Annotated in this window: 27 protein-coding genes and 1 CRISPR repeat array (1 of these 28 running past the window's edge); of the genes, 11 read left to right on the plus strand and 16 right to left on the minus strand. The window is 57.5% G+C overall.

What is annotated here, in order from left to right:
- Positions 1-4: 4 nt before the first annotated feature.
- Positions 5-532, minus strand: coding sequence for a cysteine hydrolase family protein (locus ACRTGH_RS04095; protein WP_368846743.1), 528 nt, complete (start codon positions 530-532; stop codon positions 5-7).
- A 376-nt stretch (positions 533-908) separates the two neighbouring features.
- On the opposite strand from ACRTGH_RS04095, the gene deoC reads away from it, so the two are divergent.
- The 3 genes from deoC to ACRTGH_RS04110 all read left to right on the plus strand — a co-directional run bounded on the left by deoC (position 909) and on the right by ACRTGH_RS04110 (position 2,221).
- Positions 909-1,553, plus strand: a complete 645-nt coding sequence (gene deoC / locus ACRTGH_RS04100; RefSeq protein WP_368846742.1) for a deoxyribose-phosphate aldolase — start codon at positions 909-911, stop codon at positions 1,551-1,553.
- Between the two features lie 115 nt (positions 1,554-1,668).
- Entirely contained in the window at positions 1,669-1,953 is a 285-nt protein-coding gene (locus ACRTGH_RS04105) for a type II toxin-antitoxin system RelB/DinJ family antitoxin (RefSeq protein WP_368846741.1), read from the plus strand.
- On the plus strand, positions 1,943-2,221 hold the full coding sequence (locus tag ACRTGH_RS04110; protein ID WP_368846740.1) for a type II toxin-antitoxin system YafQ family toxin: 279 nt from the start codon (positions 1,943-1,945) through the stop codon (positions 2,219-2,221). The genes ACRTGH_RS04105 and ACRTGH_RS04110 overlap by 11 nt, the downstream gene beginning before the upstream one ends.
- 123 nt (positions 2,222-2,344) lie before the next feature.
- Here the strand turns inward: ACRTGH_RS04110 and ACRTGH_RS04115 are convergent, their stop codons facing one another.
- The 4 genes from ACRTGH_RS04115 to ACRTGH_RS04130 form a co-directional block, all read right to left on the minus strand.
- Positions 2,345-2,584 carry a phospho-N-acetylmuramoyl-pentapeptide-transferase gene (locus ACRTGH_RS04115; RefSeq protein WP_368846739.1) on the minus strand — a complete coding sequence of 80 codons (240 nt, stop codon included), beginning with the start codon at positions 2,582-2,584 and terminating at the stop codon, positions 2,345-2,347.
- Positions 2,585-2,653: 69 nt separating this feature from the next.
- Positions 2,654-4,648 (minus strand): clostripain-related cysteine peptidase, encoded by a 1,995-nt coding sequence (locus ACRTGH_RS04120; protein ID WP_368846738.1) that lies wholly within the window; start codon positions 4,646-4,648, stop codon positions 2,654-2,656.
- Positions 4,649-4,711: 63 nt separating this feature from the next.
- Positions 4,712-5,377 (minus strand): DUF5105 domain-containing protein, encoded by a 666-nt coding sequence (locus ACRTGH_RS04125; RefSeq protein ID WP_368846737.1) that lies wholly within the window; start codon positions 5,375-5,377, stop codon positions 4,712-4,714.
- Positions 5,378-5,617: 240 nt separating this feature from the next.
- Positions 5,618-6,349: a LytR/AlgR family response regulator transcription factor gene (locus ACRTGH_RS04130; protein ID WP_368846736.1), complete on the minus strand. Its 732-nt coding sequence runs from the start codon at positions 6,347-6,349 to the stop codon at positions 5,618-5,620.
- Positions 6,350-6,478: 129 nt separating this feature from the next.
- Between ACRTGH_RS04130 and ACRTGH_RS04135 the strand changes: the two genes are divergently transcribed.
- Complete coding sequence (locus tag ACRTGH_RS04135) at positions 6,479-7,834, plus strand: sensor histidine kinase (RefSeq protein WP_368846735.1); 1,356 nt, start codon at positions 6,479-6,481, stop codon at positions 7,832-7,834.
- A gap of 121 nt (positions 7,835-7,955) precedes the next feature.
- Positions 7,956-8,192, plus strand: a complete 237-nt coding sequence (locus ACRTGH_RS04140; RefSeq protein WP_368846734.1) for a hypothetical protein — start codon at positions 7,956-7,958, stop codon at positions 8,190-8,192.
- Positions 8,193-8,296: 104 nt separating this feature from the next.
- Here ACRTGH_RS04140 and ACRTGH_RS04145 read toward each other — a convergent pair whose 3' ends face one another.
- The 4 genes from ACRTGH_RS04145 to ACRTGH_RS04160 all read right to left on the minus strand — a co-directional run bounded on the left by ACRTGH_RS04145 (position 8,297) and on the right by ACRTGH_RS04160 (position 10,694).
- Entirely contained in the window at positions 8,297-9,286 is a 990-nt protein-coding gene (locus ACRTGH_RS04145) for an asparaginase (protein WP_368846733.1), read from the minus strand.
- 66 nt (positions 9,287-9,352) lie between these two features.
- Entirely contained in the window at positions 9,353-9,913 is a 561-nt protein-coding gene (locus ACRTGH_RS04150; protein WP_368846732.1) for a hypothetical protein, read from the minus strand.
- Positions 9,914-9,986: 73 nt separating this feature from the next.
- On the minus strand, positions 9,987-10,349 hold the full coding sequence (locus ACRTGH_RS04155) for an ArsR/SmtB family transcription factor (RefSeq protein WP_368846731.1): 363 nt from the start codon (positions 10,347-10,349) through the stop codon (positions 9,987-9,989).
- Between the two features lie 12 nt (positions 10,350-10,361).
- Positions 10,362-10,694, minus strand: coding sequence for a 7(1) septoil knot domain-containing protein (locus ACRTGH_RS04160; protein ID WP_368846730.1), 333 nt, complete (start codon positions 10,692-10,694; stop codon positions 10,362-10,364).
- Positions 10,695-11,016: 322 nt separating this feature from the next.
- Between ACRTGH_RS04160 and ACRTGH_RS04165 the strand changes: the two genes are divergently transcribed.
- A complete protein-coding gene (locus ACRTGH_RS04165; protein WP_368846729.1) occupies positions 11,017-12,540 on the plus strand; it encodes a WG repeat-containing protein in 1,524 nt (507 codons plus the stop codon).
- Between the two features lie 91 nt (positions 12,541-12,631).
- On the opposite strand, the gene ACRTGH_RS04170 is transcribed toward ACRTGH_RS04165, so the two are convergent.
- Positions 12,632-13,024, minus strand: coding sequence for a DUF488 domain-containing protein (locus ACRTGH_RS04170; protein WP_368846728.1), 393 nt, complete (start codon positions 13,022-13,024; stop codon positions 12,632-12,634).
- Between the two features lie 211 nt (positions 13,025-13,235).
- On the opposite strand from ACRTGH_RS04170, the gene ACRTGH_RS04175 reads away from it, so the two are divergent.
- The gene (locus ACRTGH_RS04175) at positions 13,236-14,606 is read left to right on the plus strand and encodes an NCS2 family permease (protein WP_368846727.1); all 1,371 of its coding nucleotides are present in this window, start codon (positions 13,236-13,238) and stop codon (positions 14,604-14,606) included.
- An 83-nt stretch (positions 14,607-14,689) separates the two neighbouring features.
- Here ACRTGH_RS04175 and ilvA read toward each other — a convergent pair whose 3' ends face one another.
- Complete coding sequence (gene ilvA, locus ACRTGH_RS04180) at positions 14,690-15,937, minus strand: threonine ammonia-lyase (RefSeq protein ID WP_368846726.1); 1,248 nt, start codon at positions 15,935-15,937, stop codon at positions 14,690-14,692.
- Between the two features lie 288 nt (positions 15,938-16,225).
- Between ilvA and ACRTGH_RS04185 the strand changes: the two genes are divergently transcribed.
- From ACRTGH_RS04185 to ACRTGH_RS04195, 3 genes are all read left to right on the plus strand, one after another.
- Positions 16,226-16,663 (plus strand): universal stress protein, encoded by a 438-nt coding sequence (locus ACRTGH_RS04185; RefSeq protein ID WP_368846725.1) that lies wholly within the window; start codon positions 16,226-16,228, stop codon positions 16,661-16,663.
- Positions 16,664-16,730: 67 nt separating this feature from the next.
- Entirely contained in the window at positions 16,731-17,147 is a 417-nt protein-coding gene (locus ACRTGH_RS04190; protein WP_368846724.1) for a universal stress protein, read from the plus strand.
- A gap of 409 nt (positions 17,148-17,556) precedes the next feature.
- Positions 17,557-18,573, plus strand: coding sequence for a GGDEF domain-containing protein (locus ACRTGH_RS04195; RefSeq protein WP_368846723.1), 1,017 nt, complete (start codon positions 17,557-17,559; stop codon positions 18,571-18,573).
- Positions 18,574-18,757: 184 nt separating this feature from the next.
- Here the strand turns inward: ACRTGH_RS04195 and ACRTGH_RS04200 are convergent, their stop codons facing one another.
- Positions 18,758-19,789, minus strand: coding sequence for a nuclease (locus tag ACRTGH_RS04200; protein WP_368846722.1), 1,032 nt, complete (start codon positions 19,787-19,789; stop codon positions 18,758-18,760).
- Between the two features lie 53 nt (positions 19,790-19,842).
- The gene (locus tag ACRTGH_RS04205) at positions 19,843-20,592 is read right to left on the minus strand and encodes a sulfite exporter TauE/SafE family protein (protein ID WP_368846721.1); all 750 of its coding nucleotides are present in this window, start codon (positions 20,590-20,592) and stop codon (positions 19,843-19,845) included.
- Between ACRTGH_RS04205 and ACRTGH_RS04210 the strand changes: the two genes are divergently transcribed.
- Positions 20,591-20,821, plus strand: a complete 231-nt coding sequence (locus ACRTGH_RS04210) for a hypothetical protein (protein WP_368846720.1) — start codon at positions 20,591-20,593, stop codon at positions 20,819-20,821. The two genes, ACRTGH_RS04205 and ACRTGH_RS04210, sit on opposite strands and share 2 nt — an antisense overlap.
- Before the next feature lie 676 nt (positions 20,822-21,497).
- Here ACRTGH_RS04210 and ACRTGH_RS04215 read toward each other — a convergent pair.
- From ACRTGH_RS04215 to ACRTGH_RS04225, 3 genes are all read right to left on the minus strand, one after another.
- A complete protein-coding gene (locus ACRTGH_RS04215; RefSeq protein ID WP_368846719.1) occupies positions 21,498-21,929 on the minus strand; it encodes a flavodoxin in 432 nt (143 codons plus the stop codon).
- A gap of 67 nt (positions 21,930-21,996) precedes the next feature.
- Positions 21,997-22,569, minus strand: coding sequence for a DUF3793 family protein (locus ACRTGH_RS04220; RefSeq protein WP_368846718.1), 573 nt, complete (start codon positions 22,567-22,569; stop codon positions 21,997-21,999).
- Between the two features lie 207 nt (positions 22,570-22,776).
- A complete protein-coding gene (locus tag ACRTGH_RS04225; protein WP_368846717.1) occupies positions 22,777-23,211 on the minus strand; it encodes a flavodoxin in 435 nt (144 codons plus the stop codon).
- Positions 23,212-23,685: 474 nt separating this feature from the next.
- Positions 23,686-24,257: a CRISPR direct-repeat array (repeat unit 35 nt; unit sequence ATTTCAAACCACATTCCCCGTAAGGGGACGGAAAC) (it continues 135 nt past the right edge of the window).

A 24,257-nucleotide genomic window follows, 5' to 3' on the forward strand; every position in this document is an offset into this window, starting at 1 on the left:
CGCCTCACCGTTCGACGATGATCTGGCAGCTCTCCATCACATCCAGCGCCGCTTCATGCTTCTGCACCGTCACACCGGCGCAGCAGGCGGCGTCCACATAAAGCGGCAGTTCTGGGAGAGCGGCCTTGAGCATCAGCGCGTTGGATACGACGCAGATATCCGTGCAGATCCCTACCAGCTCCACGGATTCCAGCGTTCCGTCCTCAAAGAGCTTCGCTATTTCCTCTACAAGCCGCATACTGCCGAAGCAGGGCTTCTCATAAACCGCCGCATTCTTCTCTTTTCGGAGCGCTTCAAGTACCGCCGGAAACTCCCAGCCCTCCGTGCCTTTTATACAATGGGGAATCGGCAGCTTTTTCCCTTCCTGTGTTTGCAGGTAGTCCTGACCATGCGTATCCTGCGTCATAAAAACCGCACCATCGAAATGCCTGACTTTTTCCACCAGCCTCGGCAGCATTTCCTGCGCTTCCGCTGTCCCGAGGGCGCCGGAAATAAAATCATTTTGCACGTCAACGACGATCAAGGCTTTCATCGTTCCGAGCCTCCTTTTCCATACTTCCTTTTCCAGTTTCAGCGCATCTCCCGCTCCGACAAGGAACGCGATGCCGAACAGCCCCAAGGCTCGATGAACATTCCCCGGGCATCGAAATCGCCGCATCTGCCGCGGAAAGCGCCTCTTTTTTCCATTATTTCCTCCATGGTATCATATTTTCGGCGCGATTGCCACAAAATGCGCCGCACGTCTGCCGAACCGAAACGCTTCATTTACCATGCAGCCCCGAGAAATCAAGCGAAGGCGCAGAGGGATTCTCCTGCCGTATTCCTTCACTCCCGCTTGACTTCCCGGCATTTTTTTTGCTAGACTTTTAGCCGTAAGAAATTCCAGCAGCTTCAGGGGGAGGATCTCTATGGATTTGGCGAAATTTATTGACCACACCTTGCTCCGGACGGATGCGCAGAGGGCGGATCTGGAAAAACTCGTCGAGGAGGCGAAGACGCATCGTTTCGCCTCGGTCTGCGTCAGCCCGCTCTGGGTGTCGTTCGCCGCGAACGCGCTCAAGGGCAGCGGCGTTAAGACCTGCACGGTCATCGGCTTTCCGCAGGGAGCGACGCCGTCCGCTGTCAAGGCTTTTGAGACGAAAAAGGCGGTCGAGGACGGCGCGGAGGAGGTCGATCTGGTCATCCCTGTCGGCAGGCTCAAGGACGGCGATGACGCCTATGTGCGGGACGATATCCGCGCCGTCGTTGAAGCAGCCAAAGGAAAGGCGCTCACCAAGGTCATCATCGAGACCTGCCTCTTGACCGATGAGGAGAAGCGCCGCGCTTGCCGGCTGGCCAAAGAAGCGGGAGCCGACTTCGTCAAGACATCGACGGGCTTCTCCACAGGCGGCGCGACGACAGACGATGTAAGGCTCATGCGCGCGGAAGTCGGCACAGCGCTCGGCATCAAGGCCTCGGGCGGCATCCGCAGCCGCGCCGACGCGGAAGCCATGCTCGCCGCCGGAGCAACGCGCCTCGGCACATCGAACGGCGTAAAGATCGTCACGGAATAAGCCCTTCCATAGACAGAGCTGCGGGCAGACAAAACTCTGTCAGAAGGCACGAATACCGCTTTATTTGTTTACGTTGTACTGCAAATATGCTACAATAAGGCAAGGAGGTGATATTATGGCTACCGTATCTGCACAAATTCGTCTGGATCCCGAAGTGAAAGCGCAGTCGATGGCGCTGTTCCAAAACCTCGGGCTGGATCTTTCCACGGCGGTCAATGTATTCCTGCGCCAGTGCCTGATTCATCGCGGACTCCCCTTCAGTGTAAAGGAACAAAAATACTCCGCAGAATTGCTTGAAGCGATAAAAGAGGCCGAGCAAACAGCGCATGACCCAACCGTTCCTTCCTACAAAGACTGGCAGGAACTGAAGCAAGCCTTGGAGAATGACCATGCAGTATAAACTGAAATACACACGTTCCTTTCGTCAAGGATACAAACGCGCCCAAAAACGCGGCCTGGATCTGTCCCTTCTTGGCGATGTGGTGGAAATGCTGCGCTGCGGCAAAAAGCTTCCTGAAAAATATGCCGATCATTGGTTAAGCGGCGATTTCTCCAAATGCCGTGAATGCCATATCCAACCCGATTGGCTGCTCATCTATCGCATCGACGGCGATATTCTGACACTGACCCTGATGGATACGGGAACGCACGCAGACCTTTTCCGCTGATCACTTCATAAAAAGACTGCCATACGGAAGAAATGCCTTCCCGTATGGCAGTCTTTTCGCATAATATATGGTTCTGTCAAATCTTACTTGAACGGCTCCTCGCTTCGCATTTTCGCGGCAAAGCTACATCTCACCGCCGCCGATCGCTGCGTTGTGATCGTTCGCCCACTTGTAGCCGAGGAACGCGCCGACGAGGTTGACGAGCACGGCCGGCTCCGGGCCGACAGCTATACTGATGAGCCAGCTGACGACAATCAGCCCGACAACAGCGATGGCGCCCTGCTTGTTGAAGCCTGTGCTGTAGAAGATGCCGAGGACAAAGAAACCGAGAATCGCTCCGAGAATAGGACTTTTTTTGCTCATGATAAATCTCTCCTTTGGTTGTTGTTCATTGTATGATCAGAATAATGCCGGCGGCAGAAACTCTGCCGCTCATTCGACACTCGTCGTGATGCCGCCGCCCGCGATATCGAAGACAGCCATATTCGACAGAGCGCTTTCGCCTGTCGGCGCGAGGAATTCGAACATATAGCCGTATTTGCCGTCGCCGACTTCTTCGTCCTTGACCTTCGGGTGACTGCCGAGGCGGAAGGTATCGACTTCGACGGGGGTGAACTCATCATCATCGCCGGAAGCGGACATCGCATAGTGAATCGTCGTGACCATATCGCCTGCCTTCAGGTGGATCAGGCGTCGGTCGCTCATGCCGTTCTCCTCAAGCTCGCGGCGCGCGCCGAGGATGCGGTATGTCCCATCGTCATAACTGTAGGCGACCTGCAGGTTGCACTCTTCGCCGTTGAGCTTGATGGGAATGGAATAGAGGTTGTAGTCGTCACCTTCTTCGGTGATCTCGATGTAGACGGGATGTCCGTCGAGCATCGGCCATGTGCCGTCGAAGTTGTCGCGAAATACGCCCGTGTCCCAGTCGGCATCGATGTTCGTATCGCTGCCGAGGTAGAGGATCACGCCCTCTTCTTCACCGAGGTAGATCAGGTTGCAGCGCACGGACGAGAGGAGATCCATCTCGCTCTCGCTGAGTGTCACAAAGGCACTACCGTCGCTGCCGTCGATGTCGACAGCCCTGTCCTCAAGACCTTTGACATGGAAGATGGGGCGGCGCGCTGCGGGCAGTGTACCGAGACGCCCCTCCGCCATTCCTGCGAGGACGGCTTTCGCCTCCTCGGGCATCTCGCCGTAAAGCAGGCAGTAGAGCAGGCATTTCTGTGCAAGCAGCGCCGCATCCTGCTCAGCGTAGAGAGCGAAACCGTCTTCGTCGCCGTCGTAGGAGTAGTAAGATGAGATGCCGCCGCCGCGCCTGCGGTAGTTTCCGTGCACCTTGTAGACGACGGCGTCGTCCACCGCCTGCGCGAGTGCGGCCGCGTTCTGGGGCATCTGCTGTTGGGTCTCCCGGGCCAAGCCCGCGAGATCGACCATGTTCGCATAGCCCTGTTCACGCGTATTGCCGCCGTAGTTCTCGGCGCTCTGCGCCGCGCGGTCGAGCGCGGAGAAGAATGCCGGCGAAAGATGCGCCGCCTGCGCGAGAGCTTCGCGGCTGTAGGCGTCATAAGCGGCCGTGAGCGCGGGGAGCTTCTTGATGTCGATGACGGAAAGCGTCGCCTGCTCCGCCACATCCTCTTCCTCGCAGGCTGCGAGGAAGCTGTCGCAAATCGCTTCGCCAAGCCCCGCGCCGCCCATCGCAGGATTCTTCGCCAGAGCGCCGACCCAGCCGTCGTAGCTCCAGCCCGTGTGCGGCTCGACCTCTTCGGACGCGACCATATAGCGCGCGTAGTCCTCGATCGCCGCCGCCGTCTCGTAGCTCGCCATGAGGCAGGCGTCGAAACCGATCATCTCGAAAGGCGGCGCATCGGGTGCGCTGCCGTAGACGTTCGTGAGAGCCGTTTGAATGTCGTTGAGACGCAGCATGTTGCCCGTGCGCTCGTCGGCGCAGACGCCGACGGCGCTGCCGCCGCCGTGATCCCAAAAGACGAGGACGCGATGATCGGCGGGAAAATGCTCCTCGCCGTAGCGCAGGAAATCTTCGAGCGTACCGCGGCCGCCCAGATCGGCATCGCTCAGATCCTCAAGACGGTGCAGCCCATCCTCATCGCAGAGGTAAAGGTTCAGCGCGCCGTCCTTAAACTCGTCGTTCTGCCAGCTTTCCGTGCCGCCCGCCAGGATGAGCACGCGCACATTGGGCGGCAGATCGACGTCCGCGAGCTCCCCGATGTCGGTTGATGCTGCGCCGATCTCAGACTCAAGGTCGGAGCCGCAAATATACCAGGAAACGAGCCACGTATCATCCTTGTCATAGGCGTCGGGGAAACTCGAGCCAGCCTTCGTCACTTTTCCGCCGCCGCAGCCTGCCAGAACGAGCACAAGAAAAAGAACCGCCAGGAAAGGACGCAGCATGCGGCACAGATGCTTCATGGCCTGCGCTCCCTCCTTTGCGGTTCCCGGACTTCCTTTATTCCCTGATCTTCAGGGCGACGCTTATTTCTCTCCGTCGAGGAACTTCTGAATCGCCTTCGGATCTTTCGGCGCCCAGTGCAGCGTCTTGCCGTCATCGCTCTTCACAAGCTGGCACGGCACATCGAGGGTCTTTTCCTCATCATAGGGAATTTCGTCGATGAACTTGCGCAAGACGTCCATCGCGCCCTGCTGATAGGAGGCATCGTTGCGGACGTCGACGCCCTGCTGCTGCGCCATGCCGAGGACGACGCCCAAAGCGAGGAGATCCTCGTTCGTCTGCAGGAGCTTGTCCAGCTCTGCCTTGTCAACCGGCGTTGCCGTAAGCTCGACGACGGGATTCTCGCTGTCGTCCTTCTTGACCTTCGCCTTGAGGTTCATATTCGCCTTGCGGTCAGCGACATAGTAATTCGTGACGGCAACGGCATTGTTCTCGCTGAGCATCATGCTCTGGAACATCTGATCGACCTCGGTCAAGAGCGCCTCGCTGATCTTCTCCTTCTGCTCCTTCGTCATGCCCGTAGCCTCAGTCTTGTCCGTGTCGCCGTAGGCGTAAAGCTCTGCGTAGGCGAGGACAGCCTTGTCCGCCGTGTCCTTAGGTTTGTCGCCGCAGCCCGCGACGAGGAACATCGCCAGTATGGCGACAAACGGAAGCAGCAGCCGTCTTGCCGACATCATCTTTCTCTTCATTTTTCATCCCCCTATAAAAACTGTTTTCAGGCTTCCGGGAAACCCGTTGCAAAACCTGTGGGAACCACCGGACAGGTGCCTTCTTCCCCAGGCGCTGCCCGCTTCCCTAAAATTGATTATGGCAAAAAAAAAAACTCCCTGCAATAAAATTGCAGAAAGTGACGACTTCTTACCTGAAAGTGACGCGGCAAACAAATGTGAAGACGCCTCCTCCTGCCGGCCCTTGGCAGGGCAGGCGCCCTACTTGTTCAATAGATACTGCATATAGGCGGTTCGGACAGCACTGCGGCGGCGTTGGCTGATGGGCAGGCGCGTGCCGTTTGTCAGTACGAAATCCTCCGCCTCCATGCTTTCGATCATGTCCATGTTGACAAGGATGCGGTGGTAACATTCCTGAAAGCGCTTGTCCGTCAAGAGGCGCTCCGCCACCCATTCGTAAGTGAACGGGCGCGTGAAGCGAAAATCCTGCCCCTCGAGAACGATGCGCAGCCTGCCGCCGTCGATGTCGGCATAGCAGATCTTCTTGAACGGCAGATCCAGGGCGCGTCCGTTATACCGCACGGAAAGCGCACGCCTCGCCTTGGCGCGGCGCGCAAACACCCGCTGCAGGGAAGCCTGGAAGGCCTCCTCATCCGCTCCCATGGGTTTGAGGAAGTAACCGTCGGCAAAGACGCGATAGCCTTCCATCAAATACGCCTCGCTGCTCGTGAGGAAGATGATGCCCACGTCGGCGCTTGCCGCACGGAGGCGGCGCGCTGCTTCCATGCCGCCGAGACCGGGCATGAGGATGTCGAGAAGCACGAGGTCATAAAGCTGCCGGCCGAAACAGGCCAAGAGGCTTTCCGCCGAATCGAAGAGATCGAACTGCACGACGGCAGTCTCCTCGGGCCAATACTTGCCGAATATTTTTGCAAGATGCTGCCGCGTCGTTTCGCGTACTTCCGCCTCATCGTCCACAATGGCAATCCGCATCCTTCCAGCTCCCTTCTTCTCTTCCGCCGCATCCTTATGCATCCCGTGAAATATTTGACGAACCAAGCCGCTTATCGTATAATACCACAAAACCAGACAGCAGAGAATCATACCAATGGAGGATTTGCCATGCCCGAAAGCAATTTCATGATCATCCTCACGACCTCTCTGTTTTTCCTCACGCTTCTGCCGTCCGTATACCTCCGCTATCTGCCGTTTCGGACGGTGCTCACGGAAAAGCAGCGCCATACTCTTTTTCTCGCCTACGCCGCCATCTTTGTCTTTGAGCTCACACTTTCCCTGCTGCTCTTTTTTTCCGGCGCCCTGCCCTTTTCCTTCCATACCTTCAAGATCATTTTCTTCTTTTTCGGTTTTCTTCCTTACTTCCTGCTGAACCTCTGCCTGATCCGGCCGTATGCCGCACAGCATTTCTTCATCCTCGGCATACAATTCCTCCTTGCGGCCGCGATCTCGACAGCCGCCGTCCTTCTCACGATACTGTATGCCGGGCTTGACGGTTTCTTTGATTGCTTCGCCTTCTATTGCGCCTTATACCTCCTCCTCTATCTCGCCGTCTTCCCCTTTGTGCTGCCTTTCTTCCGCCAGATCTTCCTGCGCTTTTCCACGGTCAGCACCGACCGCTTCTGGCTCTACATCTGCCCGCTGCCGCTTCTCATGTTCTTCCACGACATCTACTTTTCGATCTCGGAGGAGCTGCTCATTCTCCATCACCTCCCGGCACGCCTGCTTCTGTTCATCTCCGGCATCCTCATCTCCCTCGCCGCCTGGCGTGGCCTCGAGCAAATCCTCCGGCAGGCGGCGACGACCGAGCGCAACCTTGCTCTCCTGACGCGCATGAATTCCATCGGCGAATACACGCGCTCCCTGCAGGACAAGCAAAGACGCCTGGCTCTCGTGCGCCACGACCTCCGCCACAATTCGAAGATGCTCGCCGACCTCATCTCACACGGCGAGGACGAAGCTGCCATGAAGCTCATCGGCAGCATCAACGAGCAAATCGATGCGACGCACGCCGAGCATTTCGCAGCCAATCCCCTGATCGACGCGGCTCTCTCCGTCTACGTGCAGCAGTCGCGGCAAAAGGGCATCCCCATCGAGACGAAGGTGGACGTGCCGCCTTCCTTTGCCGCAGAAATCGACCTCTCGCTCGTCCTCTGCAACCTTCTGGAAAACGCAATCCATGCGGAAGAAAAAGAGGAGAAAGCAGCGCGCGGCATCCGGATTCTGGCTCGTGCGCAAGGCAGAGGGCTTTTTCTCGCCATCGAAAACCGCCGCAGCGCCCCCGTGCCGCTGACGGCAAACGGGCTGCCCAAGAGCAGGGAATCCCTGCCGGGACATGGCTACGGCACGCGCTCCCTGCTGGACTTCACGAAAAAATACGGTGCGGAATACTTCACGGAGCAAAAGGACGGCTGGTTCAGCATCCTGCTCCATCTGCCGCTGCACGAAAACAAGAGCGGCTGACGCCCGACGGCACTTTCCTGCAAGATTTCGTCACTTTCCTTGAATTTGTTGAAGTTCTCTCCTGCCTTTGCGATAATACAAGCAAGGAAAATTTCCAGACATCAAAAAGGAGAGATTCAATATGAAACATTGGTTCAAGGCTTTTGCAGTCATAGCGTCCTGTGCCCTGATGCTCGGCACGGCGGGCGTCGCCTCAGCGGACGAGTATGAAGGCTACGATGAGAACGGCAACGCTGTTTACGCGGTGGCGGACGAGGACGGCAACGTCGCTGTCGCCGTTGCGGACGAGAACGGCAACTACGCCGTCTATGCCGAGGATGGCGACGGCAATTCCTACGAGGAGACCGGCTCTTACTAAGAGGGACAGAAACGGCCGCTGTGTGCATGACAAGTACACAGCGGCCGTTTTTCGCGCTTTCATGGCACAGCGGCAGGCGGACGGCATGCTCCGTCCGCCTGCTCTCAATACATATGGAACATGCGCTGGATCTCTTCCTTTTCCTGCGTCTGCAGAAGCGCGAGCTGCAGGAGGATGCGCGCCTTTGCCGGAGGCAGCGTATCGCCGTCGATGAAGCCCGCCTCGTCATAGGAAGGCGCGGGCAGCACCGCGTCGAAGGCGGCGCGGCTCGTGCGGACGACGGCAACGCCTCGCGCAGCAGCCTCGCAAAGAGCCGGCAGAACCGCCTCGTGGATGCTGCCGTTGCCCACGCCCTCGTAGACGAGGCCTGCCGCGCCGCCTGCGACAGCAGCTTCAACAAGGCGGCCGTCCGCGCCCGCATGGCCGCAGAGAATCGGCACGTAAGGAAGCTCCTGCACGTTCGCCGCGTCAAACTCACTCTTCGTCGTATGACGCGGCAGAAGCGCACGGCGGAAACGAGGCGTCCCCGCCTCCATCAGCCCCAGGGGGCCAAGCCCGGGGCTTTGGAAAGCGTGCAGCGCCGTCGTACTCATTTTCTGCACATCGCGCGCGCTGTGAATCTCTCCGTTCAATGTCACAAGGACGCCCTGTCCCCAGGAAACAAGGTTTGCCGCAAGGCGCACGGCATCGAGGAGGTTCATCGGCCCGTCAGCGGAAAGCGCCGTCGCCGGGCGCATCGCTCCGGTCAAGACGACAGGCTTGTCGCTCTTCACGACGAGATGGAGGAAGTACGCCGTTTCTTCCAGCGTGTCCGTGCCATGCGTGATGACGACGCCCGCCGCATCGCCTGCCAAGATCTCATTGACGCGCGCGGCAAGGCGGAACCAGACCGCTTCCGTCATATCCTTGCTGTCAATCGCAGCGACCTCTTCGCTCTCGATGTCCGCATAGTCCGCAGCTGCGGGCACAGCCACGAGCAAATCCTCGACGCTCATCGCCCCTGCCCGGTACACCGTGAGTTCATCCTCGCGCGCCGCTGTACCCGCAATCGTTCCGCCTGTCGCCAGGATATAGATTTTCGGCTTCTTCTTCACGCTGCCGCCTCCTTCTTCCATCCATCCCCGCATTGCCGCCTCGCACACACGGCGCCGCGCTTCCCTTCAATGCAGCGGCGTCCGCTTGATGTCGAGCGCCACTTCCAGCACCGCTGCCGCCTTTTCGCGCATGGCGGCCGGGCTCATGCGCTGCCAGATTTCCTGCACGCGCGCGGCAAAGGCAGAGGGAGCGAGCGGCTCTTTTGCCGCTTCGAGCGCATGCCGGGAGAGCAGGGCGGCGAAGTCTTTGCCCATCGCCTGCTCGCGCTGCGCGAGCAGCAGGCCGAGCTGTGCATCCACGAGATAGAGGTGCAGCACCTCGTATGTCAGCGACTCGGACGTCGGCAGCTGCTCCTGCCTCAAGCCGCCGAAAGAGAGCGGCGCGTCGCCCCAGCCTTCCTTGAATATGCCCGGAATCCGATAGAGCAGGAAGAGCACCCCCGCCTCCTCATAAAGCGCCAGCTCCATCGCGCCCGTGCGAAAGGCCTCGACAGCGATGATATCGCTTCGGGAGAGCTGCAGGATGAACATCGCCCCGTTTACATCGACTTGGAAAAGGCCGCCGTCTCCCCGGCTCTGGATCGGCAGCGGAAATCTTTCGCCGACCTGGAAATTCGTATATAACATAAAACGCTCCCCTTTGCAGCCCGGGCGCCAGACGCCCGCATGGCGCTCCCTCCCTGCGGCAAGCGCCTCGCCTCTACTTCGGGCACGAGATCCGCCCGACCGTCTCGACCGTGCGGTGCAGCGCATCGACAAGCGGCGTCGCAGCCGCGCGATAGTACATCTCCTTGCCCTCGCGGCGCGAGACGATGAGCCCGCTTGTCTTGAGGACGCGCAGATGATGCGAGATGGCCGGGCTCGACATGCGCATATAAGCCGCGATGTTGATCACGCACTCCTCGTAGTGGCAAAGAAGCCAGAAGATATGCAGCCGCGTCACATCGCCGAGCTGCCTCATCGCCGCCGCCACGGAAGCGAGCGTCCCGCTGTCCGGCATATGCGGCAGCGCCTCTATATCATGTCCGTGATCGTGCGGCAGACGCACAGACTTTTCCGGCATGGATCCCCCTCCTTAATTCGCCACGCCCGGAAAAGCGCTGACGAATTTTATCTTGATATCGGGAAAATGCTCGACGAACTGTATCTTGAAGTCCTCTCCGAATTCCACGATCTGCCATTCGCCGACATCATCGGGAAAAGCGCTGACAAGCTTTACCTTGAGATCGGGCCAGTAATCGACGGCCTTGACCTTGATATCGGGGAAATGCTCGACAATCTTGACCTTGCCGGCCAGCCGTATATTTTTGAAGTATCCGTCCTGCGACACAGGCGATGCGGCAGATGAAACGCCCGGAACAAGGCAGAGAACAAGAAGCGCCGCAAAGGCTGCGATGCACTTTTTCATAGGCTTTCCTCCTCTTTTTGGCCATGCGCCTTCTTTTGGAAAGCGAACGGAACGCGTCGTTTTCACCTTTAAATTATACCGTATTGATGCGGAAAACTCAAACCGCAGCCTGCCTGAAGAGCCGCCTGACGGGGAACGAAGCATCCGGCAGACAGCTCAAAAAGCCATGCGCACAAACGCCCGCTTTGCGGACATTGGGCGCCGCCCTTCCAGGAAAGCAGGGAGTATAAAACTATAGGGAATAGGCCTATGGTTCAAAGGAACTTGTCCCTTTCCTCTTGAATATATAAAGGTATAGTTTTTCATGAGGAGAGATGCCCCTATGTTCAAAAAAAATCGCCTGCGCGGCACTGTCGCCGCCCTGGCCTGCGTCGGCTTTCTTCTGGCGGGAAGCCCTGCCCGAGCTGCCGAGGAACCGATCCATGACAACCCCCTGTACAGCAGCCTGGACGTCCTTTTGCACAAGGACACGGCTTCCGATTCGGCAAAGCGCCGGCAGAGCGAAACCCGGCTGGCCTTCGTGAAGCAGGAGAAAAAATGGGGCGCCGTCAACGCTGCGGGAGGAACCGTCATTCCCGCCGACTTTGACGAGCTCTTCCCCTATGCGAAAGAACTGATCGCCGCACGCAAAGGAAAATCCTGGGGCGTCTTCCATCGCTCCGGCAAAATCGTCGTCCCAGTCTCCATGAAGCATCTGGAGCCCTTTGAGGAAGAGCGCATCGTCGTGCAGGACGCGAAGGGAAAATGGGGCTGCTACGATGCGGACGGCAACATCGTGCTGCCGGCGGAATATCGCGACATGGTGCCGTTCACCGAAGATGTCGCAGCCGTGCAGCTCAAGGACAAGTCCTGGACATACTTCCGCCGTGACGGCAGCCTTCTGAGCGAACAAACGTATCGGGCGGCAGGCATCTTCTCGGAAGGACGCGCCGCCATACAGGACAAGAAAAAGCGCATCGGCTTCATCGACGCCGAGGGAAAAGAGGCCATCCCTTGCCGATATGATTACGCCATGATTTTCAGCGAAGGCCTCGCACCTGTCTCGCTCAAAGGCAAGTGGGGCTTTATCGACAAAAAGGGAACCATGGTCATCGAGCCGCAGTTCCGGGAAGTCGCCGGCGGTTTCAGCGAAGGCCTCGCTCCGGTCAAGAGCAAGGAAGGCTGGATCTATATCGACAAGACGGGCGCGAAAATGTTCTCTGCACATTACGACAACGTCCTGCCCTTCCACGGCGGCCTTGCCGAAGTGCGCCGCACGGTCAGCACCACCAATCTTTTTGGTGCGCTTTTGACCATCGCCGAAGCGGCGACCGGCTTTTATGTGTACGACCCGGATCTTCTCACCGACGAGAAGATCAAGCGCGGCTATATCGACCGCAGCGGAAAGGAAATCATCTCTCCCAAAAACGACTACACCGATACCTTCCATGACAAAAAGGCCATCGTCAAAGTCAAAGGGAAATGGGGCTGCGTGAACGAAAAGGGCGAATACCTCGTCGAAGCCAAGTATAAGGATATGCGCCGCTTTTCCGAGAATCTGGCGGCCGTCAAAGAGGGCAACGCCTGGGGCTATGTGACAGAGAGCGGCACTCTGTCCATCGCACCGAAGTACGACGAAGTGCGCGATTTTCATGAGGGCGTCGCCGCCGTGCGGCAGGGCAGCCAATGGAGCCTGATCGACAAAGACGGGCGTCCGCCGTTCCGACTTCCCTTCGGCATCACGGAAATCGGCGACTTCGCCGACGGGCTCGCCCCCGTCAAGATCGGCGACAAATGGGGCTATATGAACCACGAAGGCACGCTTGTCATCTCTCCGCAGTACAAAGAAGCGCGTCCGTTCCAATAAAGGCGTAAAGGCGCAGCGCTCGGCCTCGGCATCTCAGATGCCGAGGCCTTTTTTCTGCTCCCGTCGGCTCCTGCATCGAGCTCATCGCCGCCTATTCTCCTTTGCCGGGAGCCGCATCCTGCGCCATCGCCTCTTCAAGCCACTTTCGAAGCACGAGGACGTGGTTTTCCACGGGATTCTTGTTCGCGTAGACGAGCGTCACGGGGCCTTCTTCCAGCCACTCCCGGCACTTTTTCGCGAAAGCGGCGGCGGCGGGGCTTTTTTGCAGCTCCCCCAGATACGCACGGCCGAAGAGGTCGAACGTCATCTCGCCGCTGTGGTAGAGCTTCCTAAGCTCCGGCGACGGCGTGACTTCCTTCGCCCATTCGGCAAGCGCGGCGCGCTCCTTCTTCATGCCCCTCGGCCAGAGTCGGTCGACGAGGATGCGTCTGCCGTCCTCAGCGGCGGCTTCTTCGTAAACACGCTTCATCTGAACCTCGTACACAGCAAAGACTTCCTTTCATATCATACGTTCATACTCTCATACGGAGGGCGGCGCAATGTCCGCTTCCCGGACGTTGGTGCGCGTCGCTTCTCCTGAAACTTTTGGGCAAAGCCGCCGCCCCTTCTTGCCACGGTCGGATGTTTCCGCTAGAATAAAAGAAAAGTGCGCGGCTCTGGTGTGCTTTATCAAAAAATAAAAAGGAGCGAATCGGATGGAAAACATGCTGGAAAACCTGTTTCATCTCAGGAAAAACGGCACAACGGTGCAGACGGAGATGCTGGCGGGACTGACGACGTTCATGACGATGGCTTATATCCTCGCCGTGAACCCTTTGATCCTCGGCTCGACGGGCATGGACGCGGGAGCCGTATTTACGGCCACGGCGCTTGCCTCGGGCATTGCAGGCTTCTTGATGGCGGCCTTCGCCAATCTGCCTTTCGCACTTTCCTCGGCGATGGGGCTCAACGCCTTTTTCGCCTATACGGTCGTCGGACAGATGGGCTATCCCTGGCAGCTTGCCTTGACGGCGGTTCTCTGCGAGGGCCTGATCTTCATCCTGCTGTCCCTGACGAATGTGCGCGAAGCGCTTTTCAACGCGATTCCTATGACACTGAAGAGCGCCGTCTCCGTCGGCATCGGGCTTTTCATCACATTCATCGGCCTGCAGAACGCGCATGTCGTCGTGGCGGGCCCGAAGCTCGTCGCGATGTTCTCCTTCTCTAAGGCCATCGCCGATGGAACCTTTCATTCGGAGGGCGTCGCCGTTCTTCTGGCGCTTTTTGGCATCCTCCTGACAGCCGTTCTCGTCATGCAGCGCGTCAAGGGGCACATCCTCATCGGCATTTTCGTCGTCTGGGGGCTGGGCATCGTGCTCGAGCTTCTCGGCGTCTACATTCCCGCGCCGGAGCAGGGCTATTTCAGCCTGCTGCCGAACGGCATTGTCGCCATGCCGGTATCGCTCGCGCCGACCCTCATGCAGTTCGATTTCCAGGCAGTCCTCTCGCTTGACTTCTTCGTCGTGATGTTCGCCTTCCTCTTCGTCGATCTTTTCGATACGCTCGGCACACTGATCGGCTGCGCCTCGCGCGCCGACATGCTCGATGAAAAAGGCCGCCTGCCCCGCGTCAAGGGAGCGCTTCTCGCCGATGCCTGCGGCACGACGATCGGCGCCTGCCTCGGCACCTCGACGATTTCCACCTACGTCGAATCCTCCGCCGGCATCGTCGAGGGCGGCCGCACGGGGCTGACCGCTGTGACGGCGGCGCTGCTCTTCTTCGTCGCGCTCTTCTTCTCGCCGCTCTTTCTCGCCGTGCCCGGCTTTGCGACTGCGCCGGCGCTCGTCATCGTCGGCTTCCTCATGATGCAGCAGGTCTCCCGCATCCCCTGGGACAAGCTTATCGAAGCCATTCCGGCCTTCGTCTGCATCGCCGTCATGCCCTTCGTCTACTCCATCGCCGACGGCATCGCTTTCGGCATCATCTCCTACACGTTCCTGCACGTCGCGGCCGGACGCTTCCGTCAGCTTACATGGCTCATGTACGCGCTGACGCTCCTCTTCATCCTTAAATACGCCTGGCTCTGAGCCGCCGCAAGCGATAAAGAAGAACAGCCCGGGATCTTCCGTCTCCGGGCTGTTCTTCTTTTTCAGAGGCAGCCGGCAGCCGTTCAATAAATTTTCGTCACCGGCAGGCCTTCCTTGGCAAGAGCTGCGACGAGGCGGGCGATATGCTCCTGATTGTGCGTCTCGACCGTGACCTCGAGCTGCACCTGCTGGAAGCTGTCCGTGACGCTGGCCTGATTGTGCACGAGCTTGATCACGTTCGCGTTTTCCCTCGCGACGATTTCAGCGACCTTGAGCAGCTGTCCGGGCTTGTCCGGCAGCTGCACGGCGAAACAGAAGATCCGGCCGCGCGCAATCAGGGACTTGCTGATGAGCGCAGAAATCGTCGATATGTCGATATTGCCGCCCGAGAGGATTGCAACGACCTTCCTGCCCTTGAAGGGCAGGCGCGCAAGCGCCGCAAGCGAGAGAACGCCGGCGCCCTCCGCGATGAGCTTGTGCTTCTCGATGAGGAAGAGCAGCGCACTCATGATCTCCATCTCGGACACGGTGATGATGTCGTCGAGATACTTGCGGCAGAACGCATAGGTAAGATCCCCCGGCGTCTTGACGGCACAGCCGTCCGCGACCGTCTCGATCTGCGCGAGCGTCGTGACCCGGCCGGCGGCGAAGGAGGCCGCCATGCAGGCCGCGCCCTGCGGCTCGACGCCGATGACCTTGACCTCGGGGCGCACGGACTTCGCTGCGAAAGCAACGCCCGAGGCGAAGCCACCGCCGCCGATGGGCACGAGGATGGCGTCGACATCCTTGAGCTCATCAATGATTTCCAGCGCCGTCGTCCCCTGTCCCAGAAGCACATCGCGGTCGTTGAACGGATGAACATAGACATAGCCCTTCTCCGCCTGCAGCTCGCGCGAACGCTGGTAAGCGTCATCGAACGTATCGCCTGCCAGCACGACCTCGGCGCCATAAGAGCGCGTCGCCTCGACCTTCAGCAGCGGCGTCGTCGCAGGCATGCAGATGACGGCCTTGACCCCGAGCCGTTCGGCCGCAAGCGCGACGCCCTGCGCATGGTTGCCCGCCGAGGAAGTGATGACGCCCTTGGCGCGTTCCTCCTCCGTCATATGCGCGATTTTGTTGTACGCGCCCCGCAGCTTAAAGGAGCCTGTATTCTGAAGGTTTTCCGGCTTCAGATAGACGTCGTTTTCGCCCAGCGCGGAAAAAAACGGGCTCGGCAGGAGCCTGGTCTTCTTCGCCACGCCGTCCAGCGCGCGCGCCGCCTCATAGAGACCCGCAATGGTCGTTCCCGCCATGATCGAGGCGACATCGGCCGCCGGTTCATTCTTCTTCATAATTCCACTTTCTCTCCTCTTCGTCCGCCTCGTTTTCCCTCAGCGGCCTTTGCCAATATACGTTATATTCTAGCATGAAAGAGCCTGCGGGCAAAGAAAAAAATCCCCCTTTTTGACGATGCAGCGAAGAGGAACACCCTGCGTCAAGACGGCTGAATCGAATGTATCGGGGTTTCTTATATTCCTGCAAAAATTTCCATAAAATTTCTAAAAATCAAGAGGATTTTTTTTCTTGTTCACGAACTATAAAGGTAGAAAGTATACGATCATGGCAGAAGGAGGTGCCAAATGCAGGATAAGATGCGAATTCTCGTGCCAGTGGACGGATCCGAGCACTCCGGAAAAGCTGTGGAAATGGCGGTTCGCCTGGCAGGCTCCATCGGGGCGCACATCGACCTCCTCTATGTTTCCTACTTCGAGCGGGAAACGGACGGCGACCCGGACAACCCATCGTGGCTGCCGTTGAGCGTAATGGAGACCGGAACCCATTCCGCTGAGGAGATCTTGTCCCATGCGAAGGAGAATGTGCCCGACGGCATTGACGTCGAAAGCCATATCGTAGTCGGCGTGCCCTCCCGCAAGATTGTGGAGTTCGCCGAAGCGAACGGTCATGAGCTTATCGTCATGGGCGGGCGGGGGCTCTCCCCTGTCACAGGCTTCCTGCTGGGCAGTGTGAGCCAGGAAGTCATGGAGGAAGCGAAATGCGCTGTCCTTATCGTCAAGTAGGCCGGGCAGAAATACGTGCAGGATCCTGCCCCGGTGAAATGGCTTCCAAGAAAAGGAGGGTTATATCATGTTAAAAAACATTCTTGTCCCCATAGACGGGTCGGAAGGCTCGGATCGCGCCGTTGCCGAAGCGATCAAGCTGGCGGAAGTCTGCGATGCGAAGCTGAACTTCCTCTACATCGCGAACATCAACCAGCTCGCCATCAATGCCTGCCTGTCGGATGTCGTGCTCGAGGCCGTCACGAAGGCCGGCAACGTCATTCTTGACCGCGCCATGCAGATGGTGCCGTCGGGCATCAAAAAAGAAGCGTTCTCGGAGACCGGCTCCCCCGCCGTCGCCATCCTCGACTTCGCGGAGCACAGCGGCACGGACATCATCGTCATGGGCAGCCGCGGCCTCGGCGTCGTGAAGGGCGTCCTCCTCGGCAGCGTCAGCCAGTACATCGTCGAGCAGGCGAAGTGCCCGGTTCTCGTCGTAAAGTGACCCTTGCAGAGCAGCGCCCGGCAAGGCACAGCGCCTCTTGCAGAGCGCAATGAAGCCGGCAAGCCGATAAAGCCGCGCGGACGCACGAAAGAAATTTGACGGTTCAGCGCCCGGCATAAACATGGAACCCCACGAAACAAAAGCCCACCTGTTTCCCTGCATACCGGCCAGACCGTCCTGAAAGGAGCTTTGGCCGGAAGGAAACAGGCGGGCTTTTTGACACTTGCGCAAAACGGGAGTCTGCAGACGTCGCAGTATGGCATTTTCCAACACCACGGGACAATCAACCCATAGAATAAAGGATTTTCCTCTTTGCAAGAAATTCTCTTTGAAAATTATCGCAATTTCCCTTATAATGGGACAAAGAACCAGGTGCAATGCGAGAATCGGAAAGATAGGAGTTTTTGCCATGAAGAGTACAGACATGAGGAGAATCGCCATCTCGAAAACTGCAGGGAAACGTCCGCCGGCAGCAGAGACCCTGCCCCCTGTTGAAAACGGCGAGATTCACCAGCGTGCCGAAGAGCGCGGCAAAATATGCCGCGACACCCTCCTTCAGCTCTTCCTCGAAAAATCAAATATGATCGCCTATGAGTACGACGTCGTCAAAGACGAAACTTCTTACCTGCGCGCCACGCCGGGCGAAGGTCTTTTGGAGACGCATCAGAAAGACTTCTATGACCGTTTTGCGAACAGCATCCTTGCCGATACGGAAGAGCGCGACGACGTGCTCGCCCGTCTCAAGGACGCCTGCAAGAGAATGCGCGACGACATCGTCGAATACCGCATCCAGACAGAAAAGCACGGCATCCTCTGGCGGCGCACTTCCTACCGCAGCCTTGCAACCAAGAACGGCGATATCTATGCCGTCGTCGGCCTCATGGAAGATATCACGGACGAAGAGCGGCTGATGGAACATCAGGAAGCCCGCCTCAAGCGCGACCCGCAGACGCGCCTTTTCAACCGCGACGGGCTCGAGCTTCTCGTCAACCGCCAGCTCATAGGGCTTTCCCGCGGCGAAAAGGGCGTGCTCTTCATCGTCGGCATCGACCATGCCGCCCAGCTCATGGAAAACCTCGGGCCGACCGCTTACAATGGCTATATCGGGGCGCTCTCCGATTCCGTGCGCGCCGACTTCCGCGGCGTAGACGTCTTCGGCCGCATCAACGAACAGGAAGTCGCCGTCTTCATCTCCGGACGCATCTCCATCGATATCATCGAAAAGCGTGCCCAGCGCATCCTCGACCTCTTCCTTCGCGTGCAGCCGCAGGACTTCCGCAACATCACCTTCAGCATGGGCATCTCCGTCACAGGCTCGCCCGACATGCGTTTCTCCCGCCTGTGTCAGGAAGCCGAGGAAGCCATGCTCTCCGCCCGAAAGTTCGGCCCGAATCGCTGCCGCATGTACGATGAAATCAAGCCATGACAAGATAAAGAGAAGCGCCGCAGCACGGAAGTTTCCTCTCCCTGCTGCGGCGCCATGCGATATGGAATCCCGCAAAACAAAGCCCTCCCATTCCCTCCAGCCATGATTCGCCCATGCGAAATCCGGCAGTGGGAACGGGAGGGCTTCTTGACGCTCCTATGTCACCATTCGCGCTAAAGCAGCTTCACAGGAATCCGTGCTCCTTACCCAAGGCACGGATTCTTTCTGCTGGGGCTTTTGTAAGACGCATGATCGTATCAAGAGGCGTCTTCTCCGCAAGCATGGAGAGCACGATTTCCGTGCGTATATTTTCCTCTCCCTTTGCCATACCCTGCGCCATACCCTGTGCCATGCCCTGTTCCATGCCTTTTGCCCAAGCACGTTCATAAATGCCTTCACTCAGATTGCACATGCTTTTCATCTCCTCTTCCATATCCGATGTAATATCCAAGTCGAATTCATCTGCAAGAATCCGTTTCTTCTCTTCAGCCGACTTTTGCGAATCACGGAACAATAAATAGAGAAAACGTATAAAGGCATCCCTTTCCGCTGTGTCCCCCAAGTAAACGATGACGATGCTCATCAAGTCATAGTCGCGCTTCTCTTCCTTGTATCGATGCAGCAGATGTTTTTCAGCAATATCGTAGCGGTTAATGGAGCTCTTGCCTGTCGGCGAATCCATGCAAAGCCAAATGGTGTAAACCTTTTTGATATTATCGTAATCGATGCCCGTGAACTCCGTTTCCTTTTGGGAGGAAATGAGCCGACTGGCATAGTATACGGCTCGGCGCAGAAGCGCATAACCGAGGCGATGACGCGCCTGTGTTTTCTGCGCCTCAAGGTTAATGATCAAGGTTATAAGCTCACCTGTTTTTGGCGCCTTTGCCTGGAACAGGATATCAAAATGAACCCAGCCTTCCGTTGCACTGGCATTTTCCGTATTGTTCCCACGAAGTTCCTTAGGGGAACGCGGTGCATTTCTCACAGCATTGGTTTTATCCGCATGTACGGGGATCTCGCCGATTTGCAGCTCACCTTCGATATACTTATCGGCAATATCCGCCAAACTCGCTTCGGCAAACTCCGGCACAGTACGTTTGAGAATACGCGCCATAACCTTTTTCTTTGCGAGCAGACGCTTTGCCATTTGATCGTAGGCAGGATTCGCATAGCCTAGGAGCACATCTTCCGCTGTGTATTCTTTTCCTTCTCGCATAGCCGCCTCCTTTGCTTCTATTATATCATCAGCCGCAGCGGTTTTGCAAAGAATCAGCCCTTCATCGTGACGCTCCATATCGTGTAGAGAGACGTGGCATACAGGATGAAGAAGATCAGGCGGCGCAGAAGGGATGTGGGAATGAAGCGGGCGAGAACATGTCCCAGGGCGAGGCCGATTGCCAGGGCGGGCAGAAGATAGCCGACCTCGGCAAAGGCAGGCGACAGAGAATGCCCGCCGATGAGGTAGCATGCAAGCGACGTAATATTGCAGCAGAGGAAAAAAACGAAGCAAGTCGCGCGGAAGGATTCGGCACTCATCTTCGTATAGGCAAGATAGATGAGAAACGGCGGCCCCGCCATGCCCGACGTGATCGAGGAAAAGCCCGAACAGATGCCCGTGATGACCGTATTCCGGCGGCACTCGGGAATATGGCGGTGCGAAACCTGCATGAAGAGCAGCGAGATAAAAACGACCGTGCTGATCCAAACCTTGAGCGTCGCGTTCGATACATAGTCAAAAGCCAGAAACCCGAGCGGCTGTCCGAGGATGACGCCGACATAGAGCCAGCCGATCAGCGGAAGGTTTGCCTTCTTCCGCATCAGGAAGCCCTGCACGCTGTTGCCCGCACAGGCCAGAAGCAGCATGATGGGAACGACGAGCTTCGGCTCGTAGAAAAACATCAGAAGCGGCGCGGCAACGATGACGAGGCCGAACCCCGTGATCGACTGCAAAAAAGCAGCGAGAAAAATCGCGAGCGCAGGTCCGGCATGGACGAGCGCGTTTGTCAGAAAGCTTTCCATGCAAGAGCCTCCTCCTGATTTGACGTGCGGCAGCGAGACGACGAATCTTTCTCCCTCCATTATGCGTCAAGCCGGAAAAAAGCGCAACAAAAAAGCATCTGTGAAAAAAGAACGACACCTTATGAAAAATCGCTCTCCACGCAAAAACAAGCCTTTCCCGATCGCCCTGCCCCTGGACGGCAAAGCGGAAAACCGTCCTGAAAATCGCACATTCATGCCAATCGCTTAGGCAGACAAACCCGGCCATATTCTTTTTTTGCTAAGACCTGCAATTTATCCGAGAAAAATATTTTTCTTTACGCTTTTTCAGAAAAATATGCTTGCAGAAGACGATGGGATGTGGTATTCTAAATATATAGGAAACAAGACCCAATGAACATCCGAAACCATACCCGTTTCAGTGGGCGTTGCCAAGCGGGGCAGATGATATTCCAGGCCTGGGGAAAGGTTACGAATCCCAGCAGCCCCGCCGACAATCATGGACGCTTCGCGATGGGACGGCATACGCCCTTGGCATACTGCCGTTCGCCGACAGTGCGGAATGAAAGCACTGCATCGCATCATTTTTTACGGCCATTGGGTTTTCCTATCTCGGTTCGGGCGATGGTAAGGCATCCCTGAACCACACAGATCGTTTTTTCCACCAAAGGAAGGCAACTGAAAAGAAACGGCTCTTTTCCAGCCGGGGCAGGCAGTGCAAATCTGCTTCCCCGGCTAGTTGCTTTTAGGAAAAGGGCGCGCCCGCATCAACGCAAGGCGCAGGAGCGCCGCTCGAAGACAGGCCGCCCCGCCGGCGAACAAAAAGCAGCCCGCCGAGGCGAATCCCCGGCGGGCTGCAGGCGCAAGTATAAGAAACCGGAGCCATGCACACGAACATGCGCTTAGCGGTTGGCCTCAGAAGAAGATCAGAGCGCTTTGGCAAGCGTCTCCCCAAGCGTCTCGCAAGCCTTGACGCCATCGTCATCGGGAGCATTCTCGACCATTACGCCATCCGCAACAAGCTTGGCGCCGGCTGTACGGGTACGCTCAGCCCAAGACTCCATCCAAGCGCCGTCGCCCCAGCCGTACGAGCCGAAAAGACCGACCGGAACGCCGGAAAGCTTCTTCTCCGCCTCCGTGAAGAACGGCTCGAACTCGTCCTCCTCGAGGACCTCGTCCCCCATCGCCGGGCAGCCGAAAAGGAAGCCGTCGAAACCATCCATCTTGTCCGCACCAAACTGATCGACACGGAAGAGCTCCACATCGGCGCCGCCCTTCTTCACACCCTCGACAACGGCGTTCGCCATAGCCTCGGTGTTGCCCGTGCCGCTCCAATATACAACTGCTGCTTTTTTCATGACAAAAAACCTCCCAAATTTTAGATAGCGAATCTCTGTTTTTGATCCTCAAGAAGCAAGCCGAACGCTATACCGCCGCCAGAAGCTCGGACATCGGCGTGCCGCTTCCCAGACGGGCGCAAAGGCGCTCCGTGCAGTCCGTGTAGCGCTGGAAGAGCGCACGCGCCTCCGCCTCGTTCGCGTAGACCTTCCAATAGCCGGCGCAGGTAAAACCGCGGCCCTTGTTCTCGATGAAGCCTTCCACATCCTCCGGCGGATAGCCGAGGAACAGGCCGACCTCGTGCGGGAAGCTCTTTTGGAGACGGATGCGCATCGACAGATAATCGAGATGCGCCGGGAGCGTGTCTCCTGCGCGATAGCCAAAACGCGCGAGCAGCGAAAGAACCGCAGGCTGCTTGAGAATACGCTTCAGAAGCCTCTCGCGGTAAAAGAGCATGAGGACATACTCCTCCCCCTCGGCGAGGCGGACAGGCGTTATTCCCTTGCAGTCGAAGCAAGTCGCATACGAATCAAGAAGAGCATCAAAATCCTCGAAGCGGCTCTTCTGGAATGAAACAAGGCTCGCGGGCTTGATCCCGGCGAACGTGGGAGCGCAGTGAAAGCAGAGCATCCGCTCAAAACCATCTTTTCCCAAAATCATCACCTCCTGCATACGACTATAGGATAGCATACCTGCGAATGATTTTCAATATACTATTTAGGAAAAAATGACACAAAAGACGCCCTGCCGATATTTTCGGAATCGACAGGGCATCTTTTGCAGCCGGGCGAACGCAGCTGCCCCCTCTTATAGCGGTGTGTGCCGCACGCCGCCATGCATCTTGCCGGCGGCATGCCTCGTGCGTTCTTAGGCCAGAGCCTTCGCCATCGCCTCACCGAGAGCCTCGCAGGACGCTATGCCGGCATCGTCCGGCGCGTTCTCGCTGATCACGCTGTCGGCGACAAGCTTGGCGCCCGCATTGCGCGTACGCTCCGTCCAATCCTCCATCCACGGGCCGCCGCCCCAGCCATAGGAGCCAAACAGTCCGACCGGGACGCCGGAAAGCTTCTTCTCCGCCTCCTCGAAGAACGGCAGGAACTCATCCGCCTCCAGCTCCTCCGTGCCCGTTGCCGGGCAGCCGAAGAGGAAGCCGCCGAAATCCGCCATCTTGTCCGCCGAAAAATCGGCGACCTTAAACACCTCGACCTCAGCGCCGCCCTTCTTCACGCCCTCGGCGACCGCGTTCGCCATCGTCTCCGTATTGCCCGTACCGCTCCAGTATACCACTGCTGCTTTTTTCATGAATAGACCTCCCAAATTGCCATGCCTGATCTGAATATCCAGCCAACGGATTCCTGCCGCAGAACACATCCCGACGGCAGGAAAAGCCTTGCGATCCGCGTCTTCTTCTGCTATGCTTGAAGCGTGCAGGAATCACATAACGGATAACAATTCTCATTACGAATATAACACATCGCCCATCTTTGGTCAATAGCCGGAACCGCAGATCAGAAAAATCACGCTAACCTCAAGGCAGGAAGCCCGGACATTTCCCCCCGGAAACACGCCGGAAATGCGCTGCAGTTTTTCTCTGCGGAAACCTTGTCTTCTGGAACGAATCATGGTATACTAAAAGCGTGAAATCCCTCCCGCGCCAGACACGGCAAGGCTTGACGGCACTTTTCGGCGAAACGGCAAAAGAAAAACCGCCGCTCCCGCCCTCCCCGCCGCAAAAGGCATTTTCAGCCCAGTAACAGCAAGGGTTTGCAAAGCAAGATTTCAAACCACATTCCCCGTAAGGGGACGGAAACTCTGTCGATGATGTAGATGTTTGCGCCCCATCCGTAAATTTCAAACCACATTCCCCGTAAGGGGACGGAAACTTCCCACCTGCCGAAAGCCCATTCCCCACGCCTGATGTAAACAAATTTCAAACCACATTCCCCGTAAGGGGACGGAAACTTCCCACCTGCCGAAAGCCCATTCCCCACGCCTGATGTAAACAAATTTCAAACCACATTCCCCGTAAGGGGACGGAAACTAAACGACGCCGCGCCCTGATAATACCATATAGGCGCATTTCAAACCACATTCCCCGTAAGGGGACGGAAACTCGACTTTTTCTAAATCCTTATCCATTATTAATCATCCTTATTTCAAACCACATTCCCCGTAAGGGGACGGAAACGGTCATCGACTACGTCCCCTACGGCAGCGGCAACGCCGAATTTCAAACCACATTCCCCGTAAGGGGACGGAAACCGTATATATACGCCTTGTATTCCACTTATCGCTAGGCAATTTCAAACCACATTCCCCGTAAGGGGACGGAAACGTTATCCTGTGCT

Source organism: Selenomonas oralis (genome assembly GCF_051603425.1).
GTDB lineage: Bacteria > Bacillota > Negativicutes > Selenomonadales > Selenomonadaceae > Selenomonas > Selenomonas sputigena_A.